14 protein-coding genes and 1 pseudogene are annotated in these 24,239 nt (G+C 48.4%); 5 read left to right on the top strand and 10 right to left on the bottom strand.

The features are described from left to right. Window positions 1-163 precede the first annotated feature (163 nt). The 7 genes and pseudogenes from B1728_RS01880 to B1728_RS01850 form a co-directional block, all read right to left on the bottom strand. Window positions 164-919, bottom strand: coding sequence for a DUF4184 family protein (locus B1728_RS01880; RefSeq protein ID WP_079908471.1), 756 nt, complete (start codon window positions 917-919; stop codon window positions 164-166). Window positions 920-1,082: 163 nt separating this feature from the next. Then, window positions 1,083-2,459: an MFS transporter gene (locus tag B1728_RS01875; RefSeq protein WP_079908470.1), complete on the bottom strand. Its 1,377-nt coding sequence runs from the start codon at window positions 2,457-2,459 to the stop codon at window positions 1,083-1,085. 84 nt (window positions 2,460-2,543) lie between these two features. Beyond that, the gene (locus B1728_RS01870; RefSeq protein WP_306293500.1) at window positions 2,544-3,101 is read right to left on the bottom strand and encodes a TetR/AcrR family transcriptional regulator; all 558 of its coding nucleotides are present in this window, start codon (window positions 3,099-3,101) and stop codon (window positions 2,544-2,546) included. Window positions 3,102-3,335: 234 nt separating this feature from the next. Next, window positions 3,336-8,090 (bottom strand): S-layer homology domain-containing protein, encoded by a 4,755-nt coding sequence (locus B1728_RS01865; protein WP_079908468.1) that lies wholly within the window; start codon window positions 8,088-8,090, stop codon window positions 3,336-3,338. A gap of 185 nt (window positions 8,091-8,275) precedes the next feature. After that, window positions 8,276-8,494, bottom strand: a pseudogene (locus B1728_RS01860) (MFS transporter); the annotation flags it as partial. A 148-nt stretch (window positions 8,495-8,642) separates the two neighbouring features. Then, on the bottom strand, window positions 8,643-9,068 hold the full coding sequence (locus B1728_RS01855; RefSeq protein ID WP_079908467.1) for a MarR family winged helix-turn-helix transcriptional regulator: 426 nt from the start codon (window positions 9,066-9,068) through the stop codon (window positions 8,643-8,645). A 329-nt stretch (window positions 9,069-9,397) separates the two neighbouring features. Next, complete coding sequence (locus B1728_RS01850) at window positions 9,398-9,841, bottom strand: SgcJ/EcaC family oxidoreductase (protein ID WP_079908466.1); 444 nt, start codon at window positions 9,839-9,841, stop codon at window positions 9,398-9,400. Between the two features lie 231 nt (window positions 9,842-10,072). Here B1728_RS01850 and B1728_RS01845 point away from each other — a divergent pair, with 231 nt between their 5' ends. The 4 genes from B1728_RS01845 (at window position 10,073) to B1728_RS01830 (ending at window position 14,820) form a co-directional block, all read left to right on the top strand. Beyond that, window positions 10,073-10,567 (top strand): MarR family transcriptional regulator, encoded by a 495-nt coding sequence (locus tag B1728_RS01845; protein ID WP_079908465.1) that lies wholly within the window; start codon window positions 10,073-10,075, stop codon window positions 10,565-10,567. Between the two features lie 310 nt (window positions 10,568-10,877). After that, window positions 10,878-12,482, top strand: coding sequence for a spore germination protein (locus tag B1728_RS01840; RefSeq protein ID WP_256865194.1), 1,605 nt, complete (start codon window positions 10,878-10,880; stop codon window positions 12,480-12,482). Then, window positions 12,479-13,672, top strand: a complete 1,194-nt coding sequence (locus B1728_RS01835; protein WP_079908464.1) for a GerAB/ArcD/ProY family transporter — start codon at window positions 12,479-12,481, stop codon at window positions 13,670-13,672. The genes B1728_RS01840 and B1728_RS01835 overlap by 4 nt, the downstream gene beginning before the upstream one ends. Continuing rightward, on the top strand, window positions 13,669-14,820 hold the full coding sequence (locus tag B1728_RS01830; RefSeq protein ID WP_079908463.1) for a Ger(x)C family spore germination protein: 1,152 nt from the start codon (window positions 13,669-13,671) through the stop codon (window positions 14,818-14,820). Before B1728_RS01835 ends, B1728_RS01830 begins: the two co-directional genes overlap by 4 nt. A 48-nt stretch (window positions 14,821-14,868) precedes the next feature. Here the strand turns inward: B1728_RS01830 and B1728_RS01825 are convergent, their stop codons facing one another. Then, on the bottom strand, window positions 14,869-16,134 hold the full coding sequence (locus B1728_RS01825; protein WP_256865193.1) for an MFS transporter: 1,266 nt from the start codon (window positions 16,132-16,134) through the stop codon (window positions 14,869-14,871). 296 nt (window positions 16,135-16,430) lie between these two features. On the opposite strand from B1728_RS01825, the gene B1728_RS01820 reads away from it, so the two are divergent. Next, window positions 16,431-17,009, top strand: coding sequence for a TetR/AcrR family transcriptional regulator (locus B1728_RS01820; protein WP_079908462.1), 579 nt, complete (start codon window positions 16,431-16,433; stop codon window positions 17,007-17,009). Between the two features lie 101 nt (window positions 17,010-17,110). Here the strand turns inward: B1728_RS01820 and B1728_RS01815 are convergent, their stop codons facing one another. After that, the gene (locus tag B1728_RS01815; protein WP_079908461.1) at window positions 17,111-17,998 is read right to left on the bottom strand and encodes a fructose bisphosphate aldolase; all 888 of its coding nucleotides are present in this window, start codon (window positions 17,996-17,998) and stop codon (window positions 17,111-17,113) included. 415 nt (window positions 17,999-18,413) lie between these two features. After that, window positions 18,414-24,032: an S-layer homology domain-containing protein gene (locus B1728_RS01810; RefSeq protein WP_079908460.1), complete on the bottom strand. Its 5,619-nt coding sequence runs from the start codon at window positions 24,030-24,032 to the stop codon at window positions 18,414-18,416. Window positions 24,033-24,239 lie beyond the last annotated feature (207 nt).

The raw sequence follows: 24,239 nt of genomic DNA, 5'->3' as shown, positions 1-24,239 counted from the left end.
GACGCTATTATTAATAGCTAATTTCAATCCCTCTATGTCTCCTTACTTGTTTAAATATTTGTCCTCCGCCATGCTCAATAACTAAACGATTTTTCCGAGACCAAGATACGTCCACAGGGGCATAGGTGATGAATAAATTTCCTTTTCTTCTTGATCCCATATTTCATCGACGTGATTTCTTTTCATTATTCCCCCCGAAAATAACACTCGCTGCAATCAGCCCTATGAAAAATCCTGATATCGATGAGACGACAAGAATTCCTGCAACATTGGTGCTTGAAGTAAACAGCAGCTTTGCGATGACGACAGCTATCCCTGTAATCAATACGACTAGCCAATAATATAGCTTTCTCTTCGAGTCTATTTTTCTAAAGTTTTTTGCAGTATTCGGGGTTTTGATTAGCAGCACTACTATTAGAAAGCCCTGGGCCGCCAAACCGATGAGAGAGAGAACGTATTGAAGCAGCTTATATAACGGGACGGATCCATACGTTTTTTGAAGAACAGGATACCTCATAACAAAATAACCAGATTGATGTGTGAACGCGTCCACAAAAATGTGACTATAGAAGCCGAGTGCAACGGAAACGACAAATACAATCCAATTCTTCACATTTCGAAAATCAAAGTGTCGGATGAGATGGCTCGCTCTGACATCTAGATGAAACACAGAAGGCAGATGGGCTGCTAAAGGTTTCATTATCAGGTGAAGCAGGATTAATAAGATTACACTTATGGGAAGCGCCTGCAATAAAAGTCCCTTATGGGTATGGCCTATCGTTTGATAAGGCTCCAGCGCAATAAAATACCCATAATCCGGAGACATGCTTCCGAGAATAAGTCCTACTAAACTAAAATATCGGGGCCTGATGTATTTAATAGGCAACGAATACAATGGGTGAGCAAATGTAAACGGCAAACCATCACTCCTTGATAAAAAGACTCAGCTTATGAAAACCCGCACTTTCATCATAACATTCGATGTAAATATTGGAAATGAAAAAGAGGCCTGCAAAGTCTTTTGCTTAAGACTCAGCGAACCCTTTTTCCAGCCCCATCTGCTATAAGCCGCGATACCGCACTCACCCTTGTTTTCTTACCTCTGCTCTGGTACGGGAAGCGCTATATTGAAAATAGTAAGCCATGAAAATAAGCACATGCAACCCGCCGAGGACGAGAAAGATATTGCTGAATATGGCGCCTCCCGGAGTGAGATTCAACGGATTCCAGGAGTGTGTGGTCCGGATATCCAATATGGTGCTGTACACCCCTGTTCCAATCGCTTGTGAAATGAAGTTCAGCATCGAGAACATCCCCATGCCGACTCCCGTTTGCTTCGGCTCCAAAGTTCTGGAGATGGTGTTGGACATCGTAATCATCATATAGGACTGGCCTACATTCCCGAGGATCAGAATGGCTGACACCCATAACGGGGAGATCCCTGAGAAGGCTGAGAGCAGCAGGAAGCATGCTATAAGAAGCAAGGATGCCGTGTTAAAAAGAAAGGCGTTGCCTCTGGCATCTGCCAGCTTTCCGCCTTTGCGGCCCAAGATAGCGGATGCAACGGCCGCCGGGACCATCGCCATGCCGATCCACTGAGGAGACAGCTGATGGACTTGTGACAGCAGCAATGGGGTAATAAAGTACAGGGACATCCCGATGCCATTGATGATAAATGCCAGTACAACCCCTGAAGCATACGGCTGATGCCGGAACAACCCCGGTTGAACGAACGGTACGGCTACCGTGTGGATTCGCCATATAAAGCCTGCCGCTGAGATCAAGCCGCCTAACGCAAACCACCATCCCCCGTTGGTAACACTGATTAAAAGCAGCACTACGGTAAGCGCTAAGGCTAGGCCGCCTATCCAATCGAAGGGAGCTGGAGTCCCCCGTTCGTCCCCCAGATGCTTGCGGTAGAAAGGAAGTGTGATCAGAATGAGCAGCGGCACGGCAAATAGCCACCTCCAGTGGGCTACGCTCACGATAAGGGAGGATACGACCGGTCCAATAGCGCTGCCTAGCGCTAACCCCGTAGCCGTCATCCCCAGAGCCACCCCTCTCCGTTCAGGGGCAAAATAGCGTACGGGAATCAGCATTGCCGTTGCAGGAATAGCGGCCGCGCCAGCTGACTGAATACATCTTCCGATTAACGCCATGACGAAGGTTTGGGAGCACAGACCGATCAATGAGCCGACTCCGAACAAGACGAGCCCGAAGGTGATGACGCTTTTCAGCTTATATTGATCGGCCAGCTTCCCATAGGTTACCGTTCCTACGGCATAAATCAACGTATAGGCCGATGAAATCCAGCTAACCTGAGCGATGGAAAGCTGAAACTCCTCACTCATTTCCGGCAGGACAATGTTAAACATGAGAGCGCTCATCGAGGACAGCATGACGGTAAACATCAGGATACGTATCAGCGAGTCCCCTTGCTGCTTTACATCCGTATTCATAAGCTTTTTCCCCTCCAGATGTTTATTATTATATGATTATTTCTTGTGTGCAAGTACTTACTTACATCACAGTTAAAAATAATACTAGGGGGTTAATGCCCTAGCAAAGGTGCGTACGCTTTCCTCAATAAATGCATTCATCGGGGCTGCGGGAAAGCTCGGACTGTCCGAGTGGAGATTGCTGACGAAGGCTCCGTAGTTCATCCACATAAACGACAAGGCCTGCAGCTCCCAATTCGCTTCGATCAGCTTTCCTTTTTCATGCATGGTCTGAAAATAGTTCGCCAGCAGCTCTTTCAATTTCTGAGGGTGTTTATTTGCTTTTTCCCGAAACTCCGAAAAGACACTCCCTTCTTTAAGGGCAATCTGGATAATTTTCCGGTTGCGGTTCATCGCCTCGTGATAGGTACGGCTGATCAAGAGCAGATCGGCGTGCAAATCCCATACAAGCTTTTCTTGAAACAGCCTCGTCATTTCTTCACTGTAATGATGCTGATGAAAGGCTGTCTCCAGAAGATTTTGCTTGCTGCCAAAAAGCCGAAACAGCGTCACTTCGTTCACTCCGGCTGCGGCTGCAATTTCTTTGGTTGAGACGCCGTTGTACCCTCTCTCGGCAACAAGCTCGATCACGGCCGTAAGCAATCTGTCACTGCTGCTCATCTCCTTGCTAATGCGGCTCTCCTCCTTTCTTTTATATGCAAGTGATCACTTACATGTGAAAACATGGTAAATCTTTTCCGTTCAAAAGTCAAGTGTCTTTTCCATAACCATCCCCTCCTTATCACGGGTTGAGCAATAACGGATGTAAGCAAAAAAACACCTCTGCCCTCTCTCTTCATTGCGTTTGGAGGGGCAAAGGTGTTCCCTAACTCTTTGTTAATTCATTAACTGTGCATATTGCAGAAGGCGTTTGACCATAACGGCGGCTTCTGCTCTTGTTGCATGTTCCGCCGGAACGAAGGTACGGTCCGTCATCCCGTTAATAATGCCCGCGTTCACAGCTTGTGCCGTCGCCTCCTTAGCCCATCCGCTAATAGACGTTTGATCCGTGAATTTATCCAGAGCTTTGATGTCGGCATCAGGCTCCTTAGTAGTGATCTTCATTGCTCTTGCAACCATGACCGCCATTTGCTCACGGGTCACGTTAGCGTCCGGTTTGAATGTGCCGTCCTCAAAGCCGTCAACCAGACCTGCTTTGGCAGCTGTACCAACCGCACCCGCATACCAGTCGGTTGTCTTTACATCGTTGAACTTGGCCGCATTGTTCTCGGAAAGTCCCAACCCGCGAACCAGGATCGCTGCAAATTCCGCGCGGGTAATCCGGTTATCCGGCATAAAGCCGGTATCCGTCATTCCTTTGACTACTAGCTTGGAGGCCAGCAGCTCTACATCGGCTTTAGCCCAATGATTGCTCATATCGGCAAAGGTTTTGGAGGACTCTGCTACTGCATAAATGCTGTTGCCCGGACGCTGGATCATCACTTGAGTGGAGCCGCCTGCAGTGGTAAAGATCGCAGGCACAAAGCTGAACTCTCCGTTCGACGGGTTATACAGCACGGCTGTTGCCTTCTTCGCGTCCACCGATTTGCCGATGTTCATCGTTCTGGTTACATAATGAAGTCCAAAATCATTTACTGCAGCCGATTTTCCTTTGCCCTCTATGGTAACTTGAAAATCAATTGCTCCCGACAGGAGCGTCAAGCCGGATTGCTTGGCTCTATCCTTGATGGCCCCCAGAATCGTATCGTTCACCTTTTCCATCGTAATTGTAATACTCAAATCCTTCATGTCTACACCAAGTGACTTAGCCATTCCAGCAAAATCAACCGCTCTAATCGGCAGATCATACGTAACATCGCCATACTTCACGGACAAGATCAATGCAGGTAATTTGGACAACGCATCCGCCAATGGCTGTGCTGGAAGCTGGAATTTCGCTGTCGCTGCGTCACCATGTTTTGCTTCGATGGTCAATTTGCTTGCTGTGGAGCCGTTAGATGTTAGTGCCTCCATTGCTTTGGCCAGCGTCGTTGTATCGAGAGCTACCTTCGCAATCGAACGGCCGTCATCCGCCTTCTCCATAACAGGATCGAGTGTCACCGTCTGTGTCCCGTCCTTGGAAGGCTGTACGCTTGGAGTACCGGTTCCTGCAGAAGTACCGCCTGAGCTTCCACTGCTGCCTCTGCCGCTGCTTACTGCATAAGGTGTGACGAACACTTCGCTTGAGTTGATGCTTTCTCCCTTAGCATTGGCGGCCGTTACAACGTAATAATACTTCGTCCCGTTCAATAAGCCGGTATCTGTATATACATTGTTTGTTACATTCGCAGCTACTGTAGAATAGTCTCCTCCCGCCGTCATACTGCGTTTCACGTTATAGTAAGTCGCACCGCTGACCGTATTCCATGACAAAAAGACTTGGCTGTTCCTTGGTACCGCTGTAAGTCCAGTTGGAGCCGCGATGACACCTGGCTCTGGTGTACCTGGGTCGGTCGTTCCTGGATCCGTTGTACCCGGATCGGTCGTGCCGGGATCGGTTGTGCCTGGGTCGCTCGTGCCAGGGTCCGTTGTGCCTGGATCCGTCGTACCTGGGTCTGTCGTACCCGGATCGGTGGTACCTGGATCGGTCGTTCCTGGGTCCGTACCCGAAGCTGGTAATGTAGTGACTTTAAGCGTCAATCCGCCCAGTGTGGAATATACGGAATTATATACAGACTCGCTTACAGCCCTCACTCTGAATGCATAATCCGTATTTGGCGATAGATTCGTTGCCTTATAGCTATATACATTAGCAGATACCGTTGCTAGCTTGCCGTTTCCTTGATAGATCTCGTAGCTCGAAGCCGGCAGGTTCGTGGTTGCGCCGCCCCAGTTAAGATCGACGCTGGTATCTGTCTTATTCACAGCCTTTAGCGCAGATGCCCCTACAAAGGAAATAGGTCCGAAAGCCTTCACTTCATTTACATTAATGTCTCCGTCCACTTCATCAACCGTAAATTTTATAAATCTTGCATTGACGGGAGCAAGGATCGTAATCCTCTCCGCAATTTTAGAAATTGCCGGATTGCCGTACTTTCCTTGACTGACACGATCGTCGGTCACGATTTTGATCCACTTGCTGCTGTTAGGATCTGTGAACGCCTCTCCATCCGTTGCATAGTAGAAAGACACCTTTTTCAGCTTATTCTGATAGCTGTAATATTCAAACGTATTGACCGGAGTGGTTTCCCCGATATCAACCATCATCCATGCCGATGCGGAGCCTTTGAGAGCAACCCAGCGGGAACTGTCCACGTCGTTATCCAAAGCTTTACCTGCGCCGTAGCTGCTCGTATCATCGTTCCAGACTCTAGAATACTGAACTTCCTTGTTAAACAATAGGTTATCGGAAGGGTTTCTGATCCCTGTAGTTATAATCTGTCCTTCCGCAGCTGCTGTCGACGGAGTACCCCGTCTTATCGAATACACCTTCACCTGGTACGGCATGCCTGGAGAAAGGTCTTTAATCGTATAACTGGTATCCTTATAATCATTAGCGATAGTTCTTTCATAACCGTCCGTAGCCAATACGACCTTGTAGCTCTGCGCATCCGATACGGCGTCCCAGCTGACGTTAATCGATTTATCCGACACGGCTGTCGCTGTAACCGATACAGGAGGGTTAGGGATGATCGGATTTCCGTCCGTATGCAGCACCTTTGCCTCACTTTCCGCGGAAAGCATCGGTTTGAACGAATACGGATCCGTATAAGCGGTTCTCACGGTAAACTGGTACTCAGCACCAGGATCTAAATTCGTCAGCTTGAAGCTGTTCGAAGCCGCATTCTCTACGAATGGTTTTCCGTTATCATAAATCACGAAATAATCAGCAGGCACCGGATCCCATGAAATCGTTGCTTCTGAACCCCCGGTGTAATCTACTTTTACATTGTTTGGCGTTTGCGGTGCGTTATAAATCTCCAGCTCCGTTAAACGCGGAGGACCTGTCATTTGCGCTGTCGTAGTGCCGGCTGTATTAGAGCCAGAACCATTTTCGAAATAAAACTTTACATATCTGGACGAATAGGCTTTTCCAAGATCGATGATGTATTGTTTATCCGCCGTATCATCTCCACCGCCATTAGCAGCGTTAAAGTAAGTCCAATCTTTGCCCCCATCTGTATACAACGGATCTACTGGTGTGAACGAAACGGATTCCAAAGCCCCTGCGTCATGATCAGCCGTATCATCTGTGATGGAGACATTAACATATTTCAATCTCAAGGTTTTTGCAAAAAGCTTTACTTGGTTAAAGTCCATTTTCTTCCCTAAATCAACAATAACATTCCCTTTTTTGGAGCTTTCGGTACCCATCCAGCTTAAGTCGCCAAGGGCGGATGTATTACTCAGGGGTACGGCAGTCAAGTTCGTATATTTCACCGGATCCACTTGTACGCCATCCGTTAGTCTCTCCGCTTTTGCGTTGGCTAACTGAAGGGCATTCCCTGTTTTTGTCCCCACATTGTAAGCCTTTTTATTATAGGCAAGGTTTACGGACGACACGCCTACGGCAGACTTGGCTACTGTCATATCGGCAAGATAAATTTTGGCATCCTTGACATTCGGGTTCGATTTGTCCGCTTTACGGTAAATCCCCCATTTCGGACGGTTAATCATATTGGACACAGCAGGATAAGGCCCTTCAAAGGTCTGATTGTTATACTTGATCTCGGGACGTCTCCACATATCCAGAACCCGGTTCGGATCGTTATATTCCATGATTACTTTGCCGGTCGCTGCATCCTTCATCGTCATGGTTACCCAGCCATACTCTGAGTTGAGCACTTTGACTGTAATATCGACCCACTTGTCCTTAACGGAGTTGAGCGGCACGCTCGCAAGCGTTTCTTGCCCGGCATCCGTTCCGATATCCGCATAACGGAACTCCAGATTCTGAGTCGCCGACGACGATATTGTGAACGTTAATATTGGATTGCCATCCTCGGAACTGGAGAAGTTCGGGTAATTTGCCACATCGTGAAGCGGTAATTTGTTGCCGACTAGACCGAAGGAATTGTAAGCCTTGTACTGGAAAATATGAAAAAAGCCGTCGGGCTTCTGAATATCCTTATCGATCTTAAGCTTCCAGTGAAAAGCTGTGATTTCATTTTCAACCGCTACCAGATTCCTGCTTTCTTCAGCCGGTCTGATTTCAATTCTTTGTCTATCGTCATTACCGCCGGTAAATTGACCGGTTGCCGGATCATACGTCGTTCCATGCAAATAACAGGTATAGCAATCATTGCCGTTGACCTCGACTTTGAATACTTCCTGTCCCAATGCGGCGTCATATATATTTTCTACATGCCTGGCCGCTTCGGGCAGAATTTGTCTTACTGTTTTGGTAGCACCCTCAACAGGATTATCCGTGCCAAATGCCTCTCCGAAAACATCAAAGGGCGATCGGTTAGGATCTGCATCGATATGGACAAAATTACCGCCATGACTTGCTATAAAATCCGGATCAAGAACGTCAACACCGGATGAACTGCTTGCGGATACGGAAGGAGCATTCCATATACCGGAACTGGTGACCATGAATGCGGTCAATAATATCGCCGTTGTTTTCTTAAAACGCATAAAACCATTCACTGCAGTTTGACCCCTTTCCTCATAAATCCATGATGAAATGACTCTGATCGGCGGAACCGTTTACAAAATGGTATGGCAGCGATCGTCTCCCCTCTTCTTGTTGCTTCATTCATTGTAGGATACAAGCGTATGGCGGGGGATGTCATTTTTTATGATAGGGGTGGTTTTTTTTATTATTATCCCGACTGCCCGATGACCATCGTTCCCCATAGCTGGGACAGCAAAAAAGCGCTAAAAATCCATCCGTATAAGTTCATGCCATTCAGTTGCCGTGCCACGTCAGGCCCGATGGTCGTAACGGCCAAACTCTCGAATGCTACCGTAGTCACAGCCAACATGATGCCGATGGTCAGCGATCGATAACCAGCATCGAATATTCCTGTCTTCCTTGCGCCTTGTTCCATGTTCTCCCCATCTACTTGCCAAAGCACTAGTTGCTATAGCAAGTATATGAATATCAAATGTGGCACTTCGTTCAAAAAAATCGTCTTGACGATAGTTGCCATAGCATCTATATAATCGTAAAAAACTTCTAGAGGTGCTCATAGGCCTCTACAAGTCCTTAACGTTGTTATACATAACAGAGAGAATTCTTCTGAAGGTCTCCACTTCTTCCTCGGTTAAGCCTTCTATCGTTTTTTTATAAGCCTCAATCGAAGGAGCAAGAATATCCTCTTTGATCTCCCTGCCTTTGGCGGTTAAATACACACGCAGCGATCTGCGGTCCGTCTCGTGGGTCACGCGATGGACAAAACCCTTCTTCTCCAGCTTGAACAGCATCCGGGCAATATTCGTCTGATCTTTATACAGCCTTTCCGCGAGATCCTTCTGAGTGATGCCTTCCTTCTCCCACAGAATCACCAGGATTTCCCACTGGTCAACGGTAATGTCAAAGGGATTAACCACTTTCTGATAAAAATTATTAAGCTTCAGATCCGCCCGGTGTACGATGACACCTATATACTTTTCTAACTCCACAGGCTGCCTCCTGTATACTAGACATGACTATAGTTGCTATGACTATTATATAGAGACTATGCCGAGGAAGTCAACCGCCGGTTATCTGACTCCACACGATAGGGATTAGAATAAGACCGCCATCATTCCACCATTCCTTTGATACCACAGCAGTTCTATTGTAGGGAATGTTAGTCATTTACACTCTGTTAGCTCTGCAAGCATAGCCTAAGCAAACGTTACCGAAGGCACGATAGTAACAGGAATCGCAACCGTGCCTCCCGTTTCAATACATTCGTCTCTCTCGTTGTTTCTGGTCAATTGATACCCCTTGTCTCAACAGCTTCTTGTCATTTGCTTACCTTCATGAATATTTTTTGCATCAGGCTCGGTCCTGAGATTCTGCTGTTCTGAAACGCCGCTATGACCCACTTGCCGTTCTGTTTAACAACCATGTTGGTATTTATAGAGTCTCTTTTGCTCGGGGCCGTTTTTTGCCATCTTAATTTGACGACGCCAAGTCCATGGAAGATCGCTGTCTCCGGCGATAAGAACCGGATCTTCTTGATCTCTCCTTCCAGCGTAGACCCCCGTAGTACACCGTTCCACAGCTGTTGATGGGTTTCGGCAATTGCTTTTCTCCCTTGCAAATGTTCCCCCTGAAAGGTCACATAATCGGCATTTTCGGTAAAACAAGAACCGTAAGCCGTTCCATCCCCTCGATCCCATGCCCATTTCAGCTTTTGAAAAAGCTCATTAATCTCTGCAATATCCTGCGAATGATTCCTATCCATGCTAATCGCTCCTCTTTTTTATTTCCACCGTCACCGGTCGGATAGGCTTAAATAAGCCATTGAACTTCAATGAGAATCAACCCATTTGTCTTACCACGATAAGATTTTTGTTCATTCAGATCACTTGTGATATACTTGGGAGGAACAAAATCTTAATGCATAAATTTTCTTCATCAATTAATTATCTTAACGAATCAAGATATATTTTTATCTTAATGCGGAGGTATGAAAATGTCAAGGGATAGTTTACCTTTTGCCGAGCTTTCATCAATACAGCAGAATTTACTCCACGAATTGCGGCAGAACAGCGCACGTGCCGTTATGTTCCACCAATTGATTTCCGACAAGCTAGGTTTGAATGCCACCGATCACAAATGTCTGGATTACTTGAACGGAATCGGGCCCGCGACAGCCGGACAGCTGGCACAGCTTACCGGTCTTACTACGGGAGCCGTTACGAGCGTAATCGACCGTCTGGAACAAGCAGGCTATGTTGTTAGAGATAAGGATCCGAAGGATCGCAGACGCGTCATCGTCAAACCCGTACCGGAAGGATCGGCTCAAATTTCACCCCTGTTCCAATCGGTCATGCAATCGACTCTCCAGATCCTCTCGCAATATACAGATCAAGAGCTGCAGTTGATCCTTACCTTTATCAAACAATGTAATGAGATGACGCTGACTGAGATGACCAAGCTGAAGAAGGACAATGACAGCGCACCGTAAGCAGGCTCCACTACGGCAATATTGGCAGGCCTTTGCCTTATTTATAGGCAGAGGCCTTAGTTTCGTTCTATCGATGCTGTATTCAGACCGTCTATCCTCCCTCTGTATCTTGTTGCATATGCCTTGCTCTTGTGCCGCGAAAACATCCCGCCACACTCCTTGTTATCCACCGATGACAGCCGCTCCCAAAAGCTGGATATCCTGAGCCTCTGGATAAGCTCCATCTAATGATGTCAAACGCTTAACAGCAGAGTAAGCTTGCATAAATTTGGCTGTTCAGGGAATGTCTAAACATAGGAGGGATGCGCTTATGTTCAAAGATATCCGCAATCCGATGTCTTTCTTGAGACAAAAAAAACGGGCGTCGGACGAAGCTAAACTGGATGAGAAGCTCAACCAGATGGAGCAAATTGCGATCAGCCATCAGCTGGAGCATAACATTCAAACGCTTCACAAATCTTTGGGCAAAAGCGATGATCTAGTCATCCGCCATTTTCATATCGGGGGAAATCCACGATACGCTGCGGCGCTGGTGTATATTGACGGATTAACCAATGCCATCATTATTGATGAATTTATTTTAAAAGCGGCAATGTTCAACACCCGCGAAGGCCTTGAGCCTGATCCATCCGCCGATTCGAGCCGTGTGTTCGATACGCTCAAGCAATACGGTTTGCCCATTAATGAGGTTGGGGAAACCAACACCTTGAACAAAGCCATCCGCAGCATTTTATCGGGGGATACCGTCTTTCTTATGGACGGAACCAATACGACGTATCTGTTAAACACCAAGGGCTGGGACAAACGGGGGATCGAGGAGCCGAGAACTGAATCGGTCGTGCGGGGCCCGCGCAACGGCTTTACTGAAACGTTGAGAGTTAACACGGCACAAATCCGGCTTCGTCTGAAGGATCCGTCGCTCGTTATTAAAAATATGACCGTCGGAAGACGGAGCAATACGGATATCGCCGTCATTTACCTGGATGGCGTAGCGAACATGAAGATCGTGAACACGGTGATTCAAAGAATTGAGGCAATCGACATCGACGCCGCCATGGAAAGCGGATATATCGAGCAGCTGATCGAGGACGCCCATTGGACTCCTTTTCCCTTAATTCAGAATACGGAACGGCCGGATAAAGCGACCGCCAATATACTGGAAGGAAAAGTGATCATCTTATGCGACGGTACGCCGTTCTGCCTCATCGCTCCTGCCGTGTTTTCCCAGTTTTATCACAGTCCAGAGGATTATTACGAACGGTTTCTCATCGGCACTCTTATCCGGCTTATCCGGTTCCTGAGCATGATTATGGCACTGCTGCTGCCTTCTCTGTACATCGCCTTCAGCTCGTTTCATCCGGAGATGATCCCTTCGAGGCTGGTCATCGCGATGGCGGCGGGACGATCCACCGTTCCTTTTCCTTCTATTGTTGAAGCGTTTCTAATGGAGGTAACGATGGAAATATTGCGGGAGGCCAGCGTTCGGCTGCCCGGACCGATCGGTCCGACCATTGGCATCGTCGGCGCCCTGGTTGTCGGACAAGCGGCGGTGCAGGCCGGCATCGTCAGCCCGATCATGGTCATTGTCGTCGCTCTGACGACGATCGGTTCCTTTGCGGCCCCTAGCTACAGCGCCGCCATCGCGCTCCGGATGCTGCGATTTCCAGTCATGATCGCCGCCGCGTTATTCGGATTGTACGGGATCATGCTGTTTCTGATCTTGATCATCATCCATTTGTGCTCGCTCAAGTCGTTCGGCGTCCCTTACCTGTCCCCTCTGGCGCCCAGCAAAATATCGGATATGAAAGATACGGTCATCCGCGCCCCACTGTACTGGATGAAGAAACGTCCGAAAATTTTTAAACCCAAAGATGAAAATAGAATGGGACCGAAGGAAGGAGGGACAACAAATTGAAGCATAACGGAGTACAGGAAAACGATTCGTCCAATACGATGACCGTACGTCAATCCTCTTGGCTCATAGCAAGCACCATCATTGGCGTCGGAGTCCTCACCCTTCCCCGCAGCTCCGTACACTATGCCCGGGAAAGCGGCTGGCTCTCGACCATTCTGGGTGCATTGCTGTCTATGTTGGCCATGTATATCATTGCGTTGCTGGCCAAACGGTTCCCGTACCAAAGCGTAGTCGAGTACTCCCGATCGATACTGGGAAGCTCCAAGTATCCTGCCGTAGGGAGGATACTCAGTCTCCTGTTCCTTCTTCCGTATTATGTGTACTGGGTAATTAGCACGGCCATTGTTGCAAGAACCTTCGGCGAAGTGGTCGTCACGACCGTCCTGATCAAAACGCCTTTGGAGGTCATTATCGTCTCCATGCTGCTGGTATCCTTTGTTCTTACGTTACACGATGTGGAAGTGCTTGCGCGCGTCAATGAAATCTTGTTCGTCATCATTGTTATCCCGCTGCTCGGTATTGCCCTCTCCTCGTACCAAAGCGCGAATTTGGAAAATTTATTTCCGATGTTTCATGTGAGCTGGCTCAATTTCCTGAAAGGAGTCGCTTCATCGTCAACCTCCTTTCTTGGATTTGAGATCATGCTTATGTTTCTAGCGTTCACCGTGACCACTCAAAAAATTATGAAAGCCAGTATGTGGGGTATAGCCATACCGGGGATCGTATATACCCTGATCGTTATTGCGGGGACGGCCGTTTTTGGGGTTGATGAACTGGAGCTGCTCGCTTGGCCCACCCTGGAGCTGGTCAAAACGACACAGGTGCCGGGACTGATCCTGGAGCGTGTAGAATCCGCGTTTCTTGGCGTGTGGGTAGCCGCCGTATTCACGACGGTCGGCAATACGTATTATGCGAGCTCACTCATGGTGAGACAAATACTTCGGTTGAAAGGGCACAGGCTGATCGCGCTTATCCATATGCCTATCTTTTACTTGCTGGCCATGTACCCTCCAAGCACGGCGAAACTGTTTCAATATGCCGACTACTTAGGATATTTCGGCAGTTTGTTCGCTTTTTCCATCCCGATCGTACTTTTGCTGCTGGCCATCGTTCGTAAGAAAGGCACCGGAGGCAAAAACATGGAAGCGCCAACCAGTCCGCAGATTAATTTGGGGGGCGGTAAGGAATGACCTTCAAGCAACCTGTATTCAAATGGGCTCTGCTTGCCTGCTTGCTTGGCTCCCAGCTCCTGATGACCGGCTGTTGGGATCGGCGCGAGATCGAGGAGCGCACCTCCGTTGTAGGTATTGCGATCGACAAATCCAAGGAGCACCCTTCCCATTTGCTCGTAACCGTACAAATTCCTATTCCGATCAAAATCGCCGGAGCCAGCGGCGGGAGAGCGGGCGGCGGCAAGCAAGCGGTTCGGGTGATGAGCTCGGAAGGAAAGACAGTCGTCGAAGCGTTTCAAAACCTGCAGAAGCGGCTGAATCAAGAGCTCTTTTACGGACATACGAGGGTCATCGCCATCGGGGAAGCCGCTGCCCGTGAGGGTGTCAACCACATATTTGATCCATTCCGCAGAGATCCTCAAATCCGGCGGCTGCTTTGGCCTTTAATCGTAAAGGGAGAAGCCCGGGATCTGCTGAAGGCCGGTCCCAATCTAGAGCAAATCCCGATCGTATACGTCATGAGCCTTATAGAAAACGGAGCCAAAAGCGAGCGCATCCCGGACATGAACCTGGGAAAATTTTATATCGATCTGACCTCCAAAACGCGCGCCCCATTTTTGAATTACGTTGAAGTGAAGGACGACGATATCCGCTGGGAAGGAGTAGCCGTTTTCCATGGGGTACGGATGGTAGGCGTCCTTCCAGGCCAGGATACGTGGCAAATTCTTAGAATCCGTGAAAAGAAAAGCGGAGGTAACGTCACCTTTCCGTATGAAGACAATCCGAGCCGGCTGGTTACCATCAATACGGAGTTCATCAAATCCCGGAATGAGATTTCTTACGTCGACGGACATGTCGTCTCCAAAACACGAATTTTCCTGGAAGGAGATATGCTTGAGAAAACGTTCGGCTCGAACCTTTTCAAAGAAGAAGAAATTTCCAAATTAGAAAAGGGTGCCGAGAAATACCTGGAGAAAGAAGCGAAAACGGTCATTGCCAAGCTTCAGAAACAATTTAATTCGGATATACTGGGGCTCGGCAGCAGAATCCATTCCTTTCATCCGGAACTATGGCGGAAGCTGGATTGGGAAAAGGACTTTGCCAAAGCAGAAATTCAAATCAGCTACGATATGAAAATCCGGAATACAGGAATGGAAATGAGGTAAGGGTGGGCGGCAGGCTCTTCCTGTTATCATTATCCTGCCCCCTTTCCATCATCTCCCCGTCCGGGTCCATGCCCAAAAGATAATGGCACAAGCGCTGACCGAGCTGCCCAGTATACATACGCCGCTCCACCCGGCAAGGGAATAAGTGAGGGTGGATGCAATCGAGCCTGTCGCGCTGCCGACCGAATAGAAGATCATATAAGCCGCAGTCAGACGGCTGCGCGATTCCGGCCTTACGCTTAGGATCATGCTCTGATTCGTGACGTGCACTGCCTGCACGGCAAAGTCCAGGATAATGACTCCAACGATCAGTATCCACAAGGAGGATTCAACCAGACGAATCAGCCCCCATGACGCAAGCAGCAGGATAAGCGCAACCCCTGTTGTCCATTGCCCTAATCCGCGATCCGCCCATTTGCCCGCCTTGGCCGCCGCCAGCGCCCCCGCTGCTCCTGCAAGACCGAATGCCCCAATCGCGCTATGCGAGAGAGACAGCGGCGGCGCGCTGAGCGGCAGAACAAGCGAGGTCCACAGAATACTGAATGCGGTAAATATGAAAAAAGCCAGCAGCCCGCGGATACGCAGCGTTCGTTCCTCTACAAACAATAAGAGGACCGATCGCAGCAGCTGCCAATAAGAAAGGGGCGAATCCTCGAGTTCCCCCTTCGGCAAAGCACGAAATAGCAAGAGGACCATAAGGAGCATCAAGGATGCAGAGACAAGATAGACCGAACGCCATCCGGCAAGGTCCGTCAGCAATCCGGCCACGGTTCTGGCAAGCAGAATGCCGATAACGATCCCGCTCGTTACCAAGCCTATGACCCGTCCGCGTTCGTGCGGAGAAGCCAGTGCAGCCGCGAAGGCCACAAGTGTCTGAGTGACCACGGCCAGAAGCCCGACGAGAGCGATGCCCGCAAAAAGCACCGTACCTGTGGGAGCCAGGCCTACCACAGACGAAGCCAGGACTAAAAGCAGCATCTGCCCTAAAATTAACCTCCGCTGATTCAACAAATCTCCAAGCGGCACCAGCAGGATCAATCCTAACGCATAGCAAACCTGCGTAACGGTAATCACGACGCCGATGGTTGAAGGGGCGATGCCAAATTCGTTTGACATAGCGTCGAGAAGCGGCTGAGCGTAGTAAATTCCGGCCACCGCCATCCCGCAAGCCACCGCAAATGTCAGTGCCGTACGGCGAGATACGGAGCTAGCGGACAAATGGGGGTTAATCCCGACGGTATCCTCGTTTGCGGCCCTTCTATCCCGGGCTCCTTCCTTCATGCAGGCCGATGACGTTTGTTCAAGCTTTTCCATTCCTTTCTCCCACCCTCTTATGTCATTGTGCAGCATAATTACATACCGAACGGTACATAACTAAGTTGAAAATAACATAACTTAGCGTCATCCTTGTTGTCAAGTCATTAAACGGACGTTATTGTTATGTATTAACTTTCCCTCGCTACCTTCTTGCTATAATATTCTTCTTCACTATCAGAGTCTCATTGACATTGTGATGGCTCGGGGATACAATAATAACGTACCAATCGGTATGAAATATTTTTTTCAGCAAGACGATTTTGAAAACAAGCTTGATGGAAATGAGGGGTATGATGGTTCGGCCTCGCGAATTTGATGAGGAGCAGGCGCTGGATGCAGCCCTGCAGCTATTTTGGGAAAAGGGGTACGAAGCTACTTCGTTAAGCGATCTGACCTCCAGAATGGGGATTCAAAAACCAAGTCTTTATGCTGCCTTCGGAGATAAGAAGGGTTTGTTCGAAGCTGCCCTGCGCAAATATACGAAAACTCATGCCGCACACGTTCGAGGTAAGCTGCAGCGGCCTTCGGTGAAAGAAGCGTTCCGCGCATTTTTGGAAGGCGTTGTAATGGAGGAATACCGGGAAGGTCCAAGCCGCGGCTGCTTTTGTATCAACACAATGGTCGAGCTTGCCCCCCACGATGAGAAATACGAAATCCTGACAAGGGAGCATCAAATGTATCTCTCCGCTTTGTTCCAGGAGACGATTGAGCGGGGCATAAGATCGGGCGAGCTCTCCGGTGAATTGAATGCCAAAGCGCTGGCGCAGACCTTGGTCGTTTCCTTAATCGGACTGACCGTCCTGCTCAAATCCCGTCCCGACAAGTCTTTCGTTGACAATTGCATTCATTCCATCCTTAGCCTGCTAAGATAATCTGCTGGCGTTATAGACAGCTCCGCCTCCTAAGCTGCCGTAAAAAATAGCCCCACGAAGTGGGGCTAGGCTGTTGAGCACACTTGCGCCTTTCACCGGAATCAAGTTATGGACGCTTCGTAAATCGATTGTATGGAATGGGACAGCTTCGAATTGAATTCCTCATCGGTCTGCTGGGCTGTTAACCCCTCCGATAAGGCGCGCGAAAAGCTGGCGATCAACCCATGGTTGCGGGCCAGTTTTTCATTAGCCTCCGTTTGATCATAGCCGCCGGACAAGGCAACAATCCTTACGACATGCGGATCGTCCATCAAATCGCGGTAAAAATCCGGCTCCGTCGGGATGGAGAGCTTCAGCATGATACGCGCATCCTGATCCAGGGCGGACAATTGTTTGTGCAGCTCATCCTTTAACAGCTGCTCCGATTTCAGCTTGTCCGCACTATGAATATCCACCTCAGGCTCGATGATCGGTACAAGCCCCGCCGACACAATCCGTTTGCCGATTTCAAACTGCTGCTCCACCACGTTTCGAATGCCCGCGGCGTTAGCTTCCTTAATAACGGAACGCATTTTGGTCCCGAAAATATGTCTTTCATTCGCCCGCTTCAGCAGGCTGTCCAGATCAGGCATCGGCTTCATAAGTTGTACGCCCTCTTCCAGCTCAGCCAGTCCCTTATCCACCTTCAAAAAAGGCACGATGCCTTTTTTCTCCCACAGGTAATCGGCCGTAAATTGCTGATCTATCATGCGGTCCATCGTATTTTCAAACAAGATCGCACCTAAAATATACTTCGAATCAAAAGCGGGACTCTTGATAATGCGTGTTCTCATTTCATGAACCTGCTCAAACATTTCTTCCTCATTGGAATAGCTGTTTTCCTTAATACCGTACTGAAGCAGCGCCTTGGGAGTGCTCCCTCCGCTCTGGTCTAACGCTGCGATAAACCCTTTTCCGGTATGAATTCGATCCAATTGCTCCTTGTTCAATGATAATTCTCCTTCCTTTTCTTGGAATAGACGACCTCTAACCCGGTACCTCGGAATAACCATCTTCGTAAGGCTTACAACGGAAACAACCAGTAACGCAATCAAAAGCTTGTGAACACTCTGCCTGCCGAAGCCACACCTGCGTAAATCGCAAGCCGGTTAGGCATGTCCATGTATCGAGATCACTGTAGCAGTTTTATTGTACACCAAAAATCATCCCTCAACCAAACCGAAGACTGCCCTAGAATCGCAGGAAAAGGATGAAAGGACTCTGATCAAGGCTGTTTAAAAGGATCGACTGCGTTCCAGGGAACCCCGGAATTGAAAAATCTATGATGCCAAAAAAAGGTTATCCTGCAAGGAAACCATAAGATTTCCTGCAGAATAACCTCTCCTCATGAATGGAGCATTACAATTACTTGGTTTTTTGTTTCAGCATGTTCAAGAGTACCGTTACCGCCTCGGCTCTTGTTGCAGGGGCTGCGGGAGCGAATTCGTTGTCTCCCTTGCCTTCTACAAGCTGCTGTTTCTTCATCGACGCTACGGCGCCTTTTGCCCATGCAGGAACGTCTTTATCGTCCGCAAAGCCGGTTACCGCATTAGCTTCGGTGGTCAGACCCAAAGCGTTCGACAGCATTACAGCCATCTCAGCACGAGTAATTTGGGCATCCGGACGGAAGCTTCCATCCTCATAGCCTTTCACAATCCCCGCTTGGAACGCCTGCGCCACGGCTTTCTGCGCCCAGGCCCCAATCTCCGCTTTATCGGTGAAGGTTAGTGCTGCTCCGTCTCCTTGCGGCTTCAATGTGTTCATCAGCATGACGGCGAATTCCGCTCTGGTTACCGAATTATTCGGCTTGAATGTACCATCCGGATAGCCGCTGACGATTCCTTTGTTTACTGCTTGCTTGACAATAGCCTCTGCCCAATGACCCGTGAGATCGCTCAGGCTTACATCAGAAGCTGGCTTCTCCGCCGCAGAATCTACTGCTAGTACGGCAAATTTCGTAAAATGATCGACTTCGACGGAAATCTTGTTTCCGTTGATCTTGCTGCCTTTGACTTCAATCCATGCTTTCTTCGCTTCGTCATAATAGAAGATGCCTGCCGCTTGATTGTTTTTCAAGCTTGCCGGATTGAACGTAAAGGTCAGCGTGACCGGATGACTGAAGTTTTCCGGGAAGTTCTTCAGAATCTCAAAGATCGAGCTGAGCAGAATCTCCTTCTTGATCAGAGACGAAGTGTCCACCAATTTTTCAATGGTGAGCTTCAGTTCCTTACTGCTGGCATTGGCAGGGATCGAGACCACAATGTCGTTGTTCAAGCTCACTTCTCCGGACTTACCTGCCGGTAACGTCAGCTTGCCGTCCGTCGAGGTCACTTTGGAGTCTCCTGGCGCAGCTCCACCCCCGCTTCCGCCACTGCTGCCACGATTGCCGCTGCTGCCGGGTACACGCGTTACGGTTACGCTGTAGGTTTTCGTAGTTCCGTCTTGCGCTGTCACTACGATCGTAATCACATTGCTGCCAATCTGCAGGTTGATAGGGCTGCTGGTTTGGCCGCTTGCCAATGAATTTCCATTCACGGTCATCGTTGCGTTCTTATCGTACACGCTGGCCGTTACTGTCAGGCTTGATACAGCGGCAGCCACATTCGACGTATAGGCTGTTGTGCCGGACGCAAAGGCAGGACTTAGAGAACCGTTCGACAGGCTCAGAGAGCTTAAGTCGGCGTTGCTGCTATTCATGATGGTCAAATCATATGTGGCTACGGCTTGCTGGATCACACCCGACGAAACAAACGTACCGTCTACCGTTGTTGCCGTGATGGTAACATTTCCTGCTGCAACGGCGGTCACTTTTCCGGTCGAATCCACGGTAGCAACAGCCGGGTTGCTGGATGTCCATATCACTTCTTTTACGGTTGCCGTATCAGGTGTCACTTGTGCCTGAAGCTGCGCAGAGCTCTTTGCAATCAGTGCTGCCGGTCCTGTGACGGTAGCTCCTGTAGGAGGCGTGTACTCCGGCTCTGCTTGAGGGAATACGGGACGAAGCCTCCAATAGTTATTCCATTGGTTCCCCGAATTTCCATTGCCTGAAATCCTAATAAAGCGAGCTTGTACAGGCTTGTCAAATGTAAACGTCTGTAAGGTGTTTGTTACCGGTAATTTTTTATTTATATCCGCGGTGATCGTTAGTGAGTTCATATACGTATTGGATTCTACGTTCCATGATGTTGGAGTCGTCGTAGTGTTGCTGACTACAGTTCCTGACGGAACAAAGGACCAGTTCTGCCCATCAGTCGAGTACTCAACTCTTAACTTATAGAAACGGGTACCGCTTGAATTTTCTACGAACCCTATTTGTACGCCATTTATCGTTTTCGCAGTCTCTCCCAAATACATTCTAATCCATGCCGATCCATTAGCTGCCCAACGAAGCGAGGCTGCACCGGCATAATCGCCAGGGTTCAGGACGTTTACCGCATAATTGGAATTGCTCGTATCCACTTGCTGGTCGCTTGCAATCACAATCGGTGACTTTTGAATAGCGATAAATGATACACTATAAAAATTCTTCACACCTTTAGCATCTGTCAGCGTAATTTGTGCCGTACCCTCTTGAGGATAGGCAATGTCAACGGTAACGCCTGCATCTGCTTGGGCGGTTATCTCCGTTTTTTTGGAGTAATCATGATCTAGAGGCAGCGTAACGGTGTAGCTGTAAACATCCGGAGAAAAACCGGAAACCGCCTGTCCGTCAACCAAAAGGTTTTTCAATTTCGGCCTTTCCGCGCTTGCCTGATCATCGATAGGTGGAACTGTTTTTTCTTCAAGATTAGCAGCGGCTTGTGGACCGTGGCTATTAATCAGCTGCTGAACATACAGGCTGTCCGGCATCTGGTTTGCCGCCGGTGTCACCTTCTGTGTCACGCTGTATTCATATGCCTCAAAATTCGGTACCTTGCCTCCGTTTAGCCCGGCATTCGCCATGTTAACGGAGTCGCCTTTATCCGGTTTCTGACGGCCAGTTATCGAGTCCGTAGCAGACCCTAACAGATTATTATTCTTGTCAAAGAAATGACCGATAACATAGTTAGGCGAAAGCTGAGGCTGCGTGGCTATAAACGGACCGGTGAAGTTATACAGCAGATAGTTAACTCCCGCCCAGCCGTGGGAGGTTCCCATGTTCCATCTATTTTGCAGATAGATCCGTGCACTGACATTATCGTACAACCCGCCCGACGACCAGCGGAAATGCGGTTCGGACGCATTGGACGTGTATTCGCTCACGCTATTATAAAAAACGTTAGGGCCCGAAGTATAGGAATCTACGATAAACGCATGACGCATATATCTCGAATATACACGCTGAGTAAACATGTATTCCGAATTTTTATAGTACACCGAATAGCGGCGTTCTCCCGCATCCATCAAGCTGACAGGATCCAGAATATTACCGTCCTGTACAGTAATGTTACGCGAATTGCCGTCTGTCACAAATGCGCTGTCAATATGGTAAGTCGTAAAGTTACGCAGCCATCCGTCGCGAACGTTCACCATCGCCACAAACACTTCAGCGTGGTTCTCGTCGTTATAAGATAAAAAGTATTTGCCATATTTATTGGACAGCAATGGCTTGTTGGTATTGTAGAAATGCGAGATGCCTTGAATATTTTCAACGCCCACATTACGGATACGACCGCTCTCTGCGGTTTTTACGACTTTGGCAACGCCCCAGCGCATATCGAGATTATCCGAAAGCGGTTCTGCAAACGTTATCGTTTTGGAAGCCGTATCGATGCTCTTGATCGTACGTTCTGCGGTGAAAGGTGTGCCGGCAAATCCGCCTTCCAGTTTGCCATTAGGCAGCCAGTTGCTTGCGCCGTCTACCTTATCCATGTACATGGCTTGTACCCAGTTTGCATTGACCGCTTTTTGCACCGTTACGAGGTCACCTGCGGACAGACCGTCTGTACTTGCAACGTGCACGGAATATTGCCCGGCTCCTACATATTGATCCGTAATGGTTGTGGATGCAGATGTCGTGACGCTTTGTCCGTTAAAGTTGATTAATGTACTGTTGGCCGTTTTTGTATAAGGACTGCCTGTTGTCGAAGCATGATCTTTCGCAGGAGTGTAGGAACTGTTGTTCACTATCGTCCAAGTTGAAATCAACTTGGTAACTCCAGGCTCAGCTTCTTCACTAGCTATTTGCTCGTCGTATGGGTTGGAAGCGGAACCATCGCCAACGACAGGAGTCACCGTTCCCGCACCAGCCCCACGTATAACAACACCGGAGGTTGTCACGTTAAGCGGCTTACTGATGCGGAATACACCCGGCTCCAAATATACGGCTCCGCGGAACCCATCCTCTTGAATCGGATACTTCGAGACGTAGTCAATGGCATCCTGAATGATTTGCCATGCATCGTCACTGTCATTGGCTAGAGGTGACACCTTTACACGCACGGGCACATTAGGAATGGCTACACCGCCGCCTTTGTATCCGACTGCCGAATAATCCATGATTTGGTTGCCTTTATAATCCGGAATATAGGTTATTTTACCGGAAGCATCCATCTGGATGGCCGGATAGACTTGATTCTCCCAGGAATCAGGATTCACGTTGGCAACGTTTGCATTATTGGAATTCTGAACATTAGGGATGGATTTGTAATTCGCAAAATCATCAATCGCCGTGAAGTAGTAGCTGTCATACAACGTATTCCCGTCTTTTATTAACGTTAATGCAGCATTATAAGTTCCCTTAACCAACGGAACGGAATCAGGGACGGTGATGACAGCATTGCCGCTTGCATCCACACTAGCCGCAGGGAAAGTATAAACAGTCCCTCCATTAGGTGCTATGAGCGTACCTGCTATGGATGTTCCTGCAAACGCTTTCGATACATTGAAAACAGGAAACTTATTGGAAGCTGCATTGGCATCTACAACAGCCGGGCGGCCAATGGTAAGGCTCATTCCCGGATAGTTCGGCGTGATGAGGGCATAGCCGCTGCCTGGATCGTTTAGATAGGTGTCGGCGTATGTAGATGATGTCACGCTAATGGTATATTGCAGCTTGGATCCGCCTGAAAAATACAATGTCAGCGAGGTGCTGCCATCCGGAAGGGAAGCAAGGTAAGTATCTGTAAATGTGACCGATTGAGTACCCCCGGAGATAGGACCGAGCTTGTAATCTTGAGTTTGATTAAGATAAACGACATCCGTTACTGATCCTGATTTTGCAATTCCGGTAAGGGAAGCGCCGTTAAGTGTGATCGTTGTCGAAGGTGCGCTGCCTGTCCCTTTTACATATGAGCTTGTTTCCGGAGAAATCGTAGGGCTAGTTGGGGTGCCTAGTATTTTAAGGTTCGACATCCCTAGTGTACCTGGATTTCCCGAAATCTGCGTAAAATGGATCATCACGTAACGAGCATTTACAGGCTTCGCTAAGGTTCCTGTAGTTGTGGCCGTCCAACTCGTATTGCTTGGCGTTAAGGATCCCCAATTCGGATCATTCGCAGCTATACTGTCTGGTACGTCAACGTGTTTGGCTAATTTCCATGATTTTGTGCTCCAATCATACGCGCTTGGAGTAGAATTATTTATCGCAGGAAGAGAAGCCCAAACATTATCATCGGAAGTGTATACTACATCATAGACAGACATACGGGCTTTCACACTAGAAAAGCTCGCCGGAATGTCGAAGCTGATTTCGTCAAAAGTTTGAGTCGTCCCCAAATCTACAGCTAACCAAAGGGAACTGGTATTACCGGCTGTTGGAAAAACATTCGCAGCGGACCCGCCATATTGCCAGAACTCGGTGCCGTTATGAGCAATGGCAAGCGGTGCTTTTTTTGTACTATTTTCCGAGCTAACCTTAACATTCGCACCTGTAGTTAATGCACTCGGCGCAACGTCAATCTTGCTTGTTGCTGCACGAGCAGCTTGCGGCGGAACAACAAAGAAACCGATCATTAAAGTGAATACTAACAGGATGGATAGTGTCTTATTCATAGTATTGTTCAATAGTGCTCACTCCCTTTAAATCGCTTACATTTCCATAAACACGTTAAACTCAAATAGTTAACTTAATCTAACTGTCCCTCACCTCCGAATCTTTAAATCTAACATTAACATAAAAAGAATCGATTCAATATCGCTAGAAAATGAAAAAATGTTGTTTGGTTACGATGAAGAGGCAAAGAGCTTTCTCCAAAATAACCTAGAAAAAAA

It is taken from the genome of Paenibacillus sp. 32352 (assembly GCF_002042965.1).
Lineage (GTDB): Bacteria > Bacillota > Bacilli > Paenibacillales > NBRC-103111 > Paenibacillus_S > Paenibacillus_S vulneris.
This window is presented reverse-complemented; position numbering and strand designations above follow the sequence as displayed.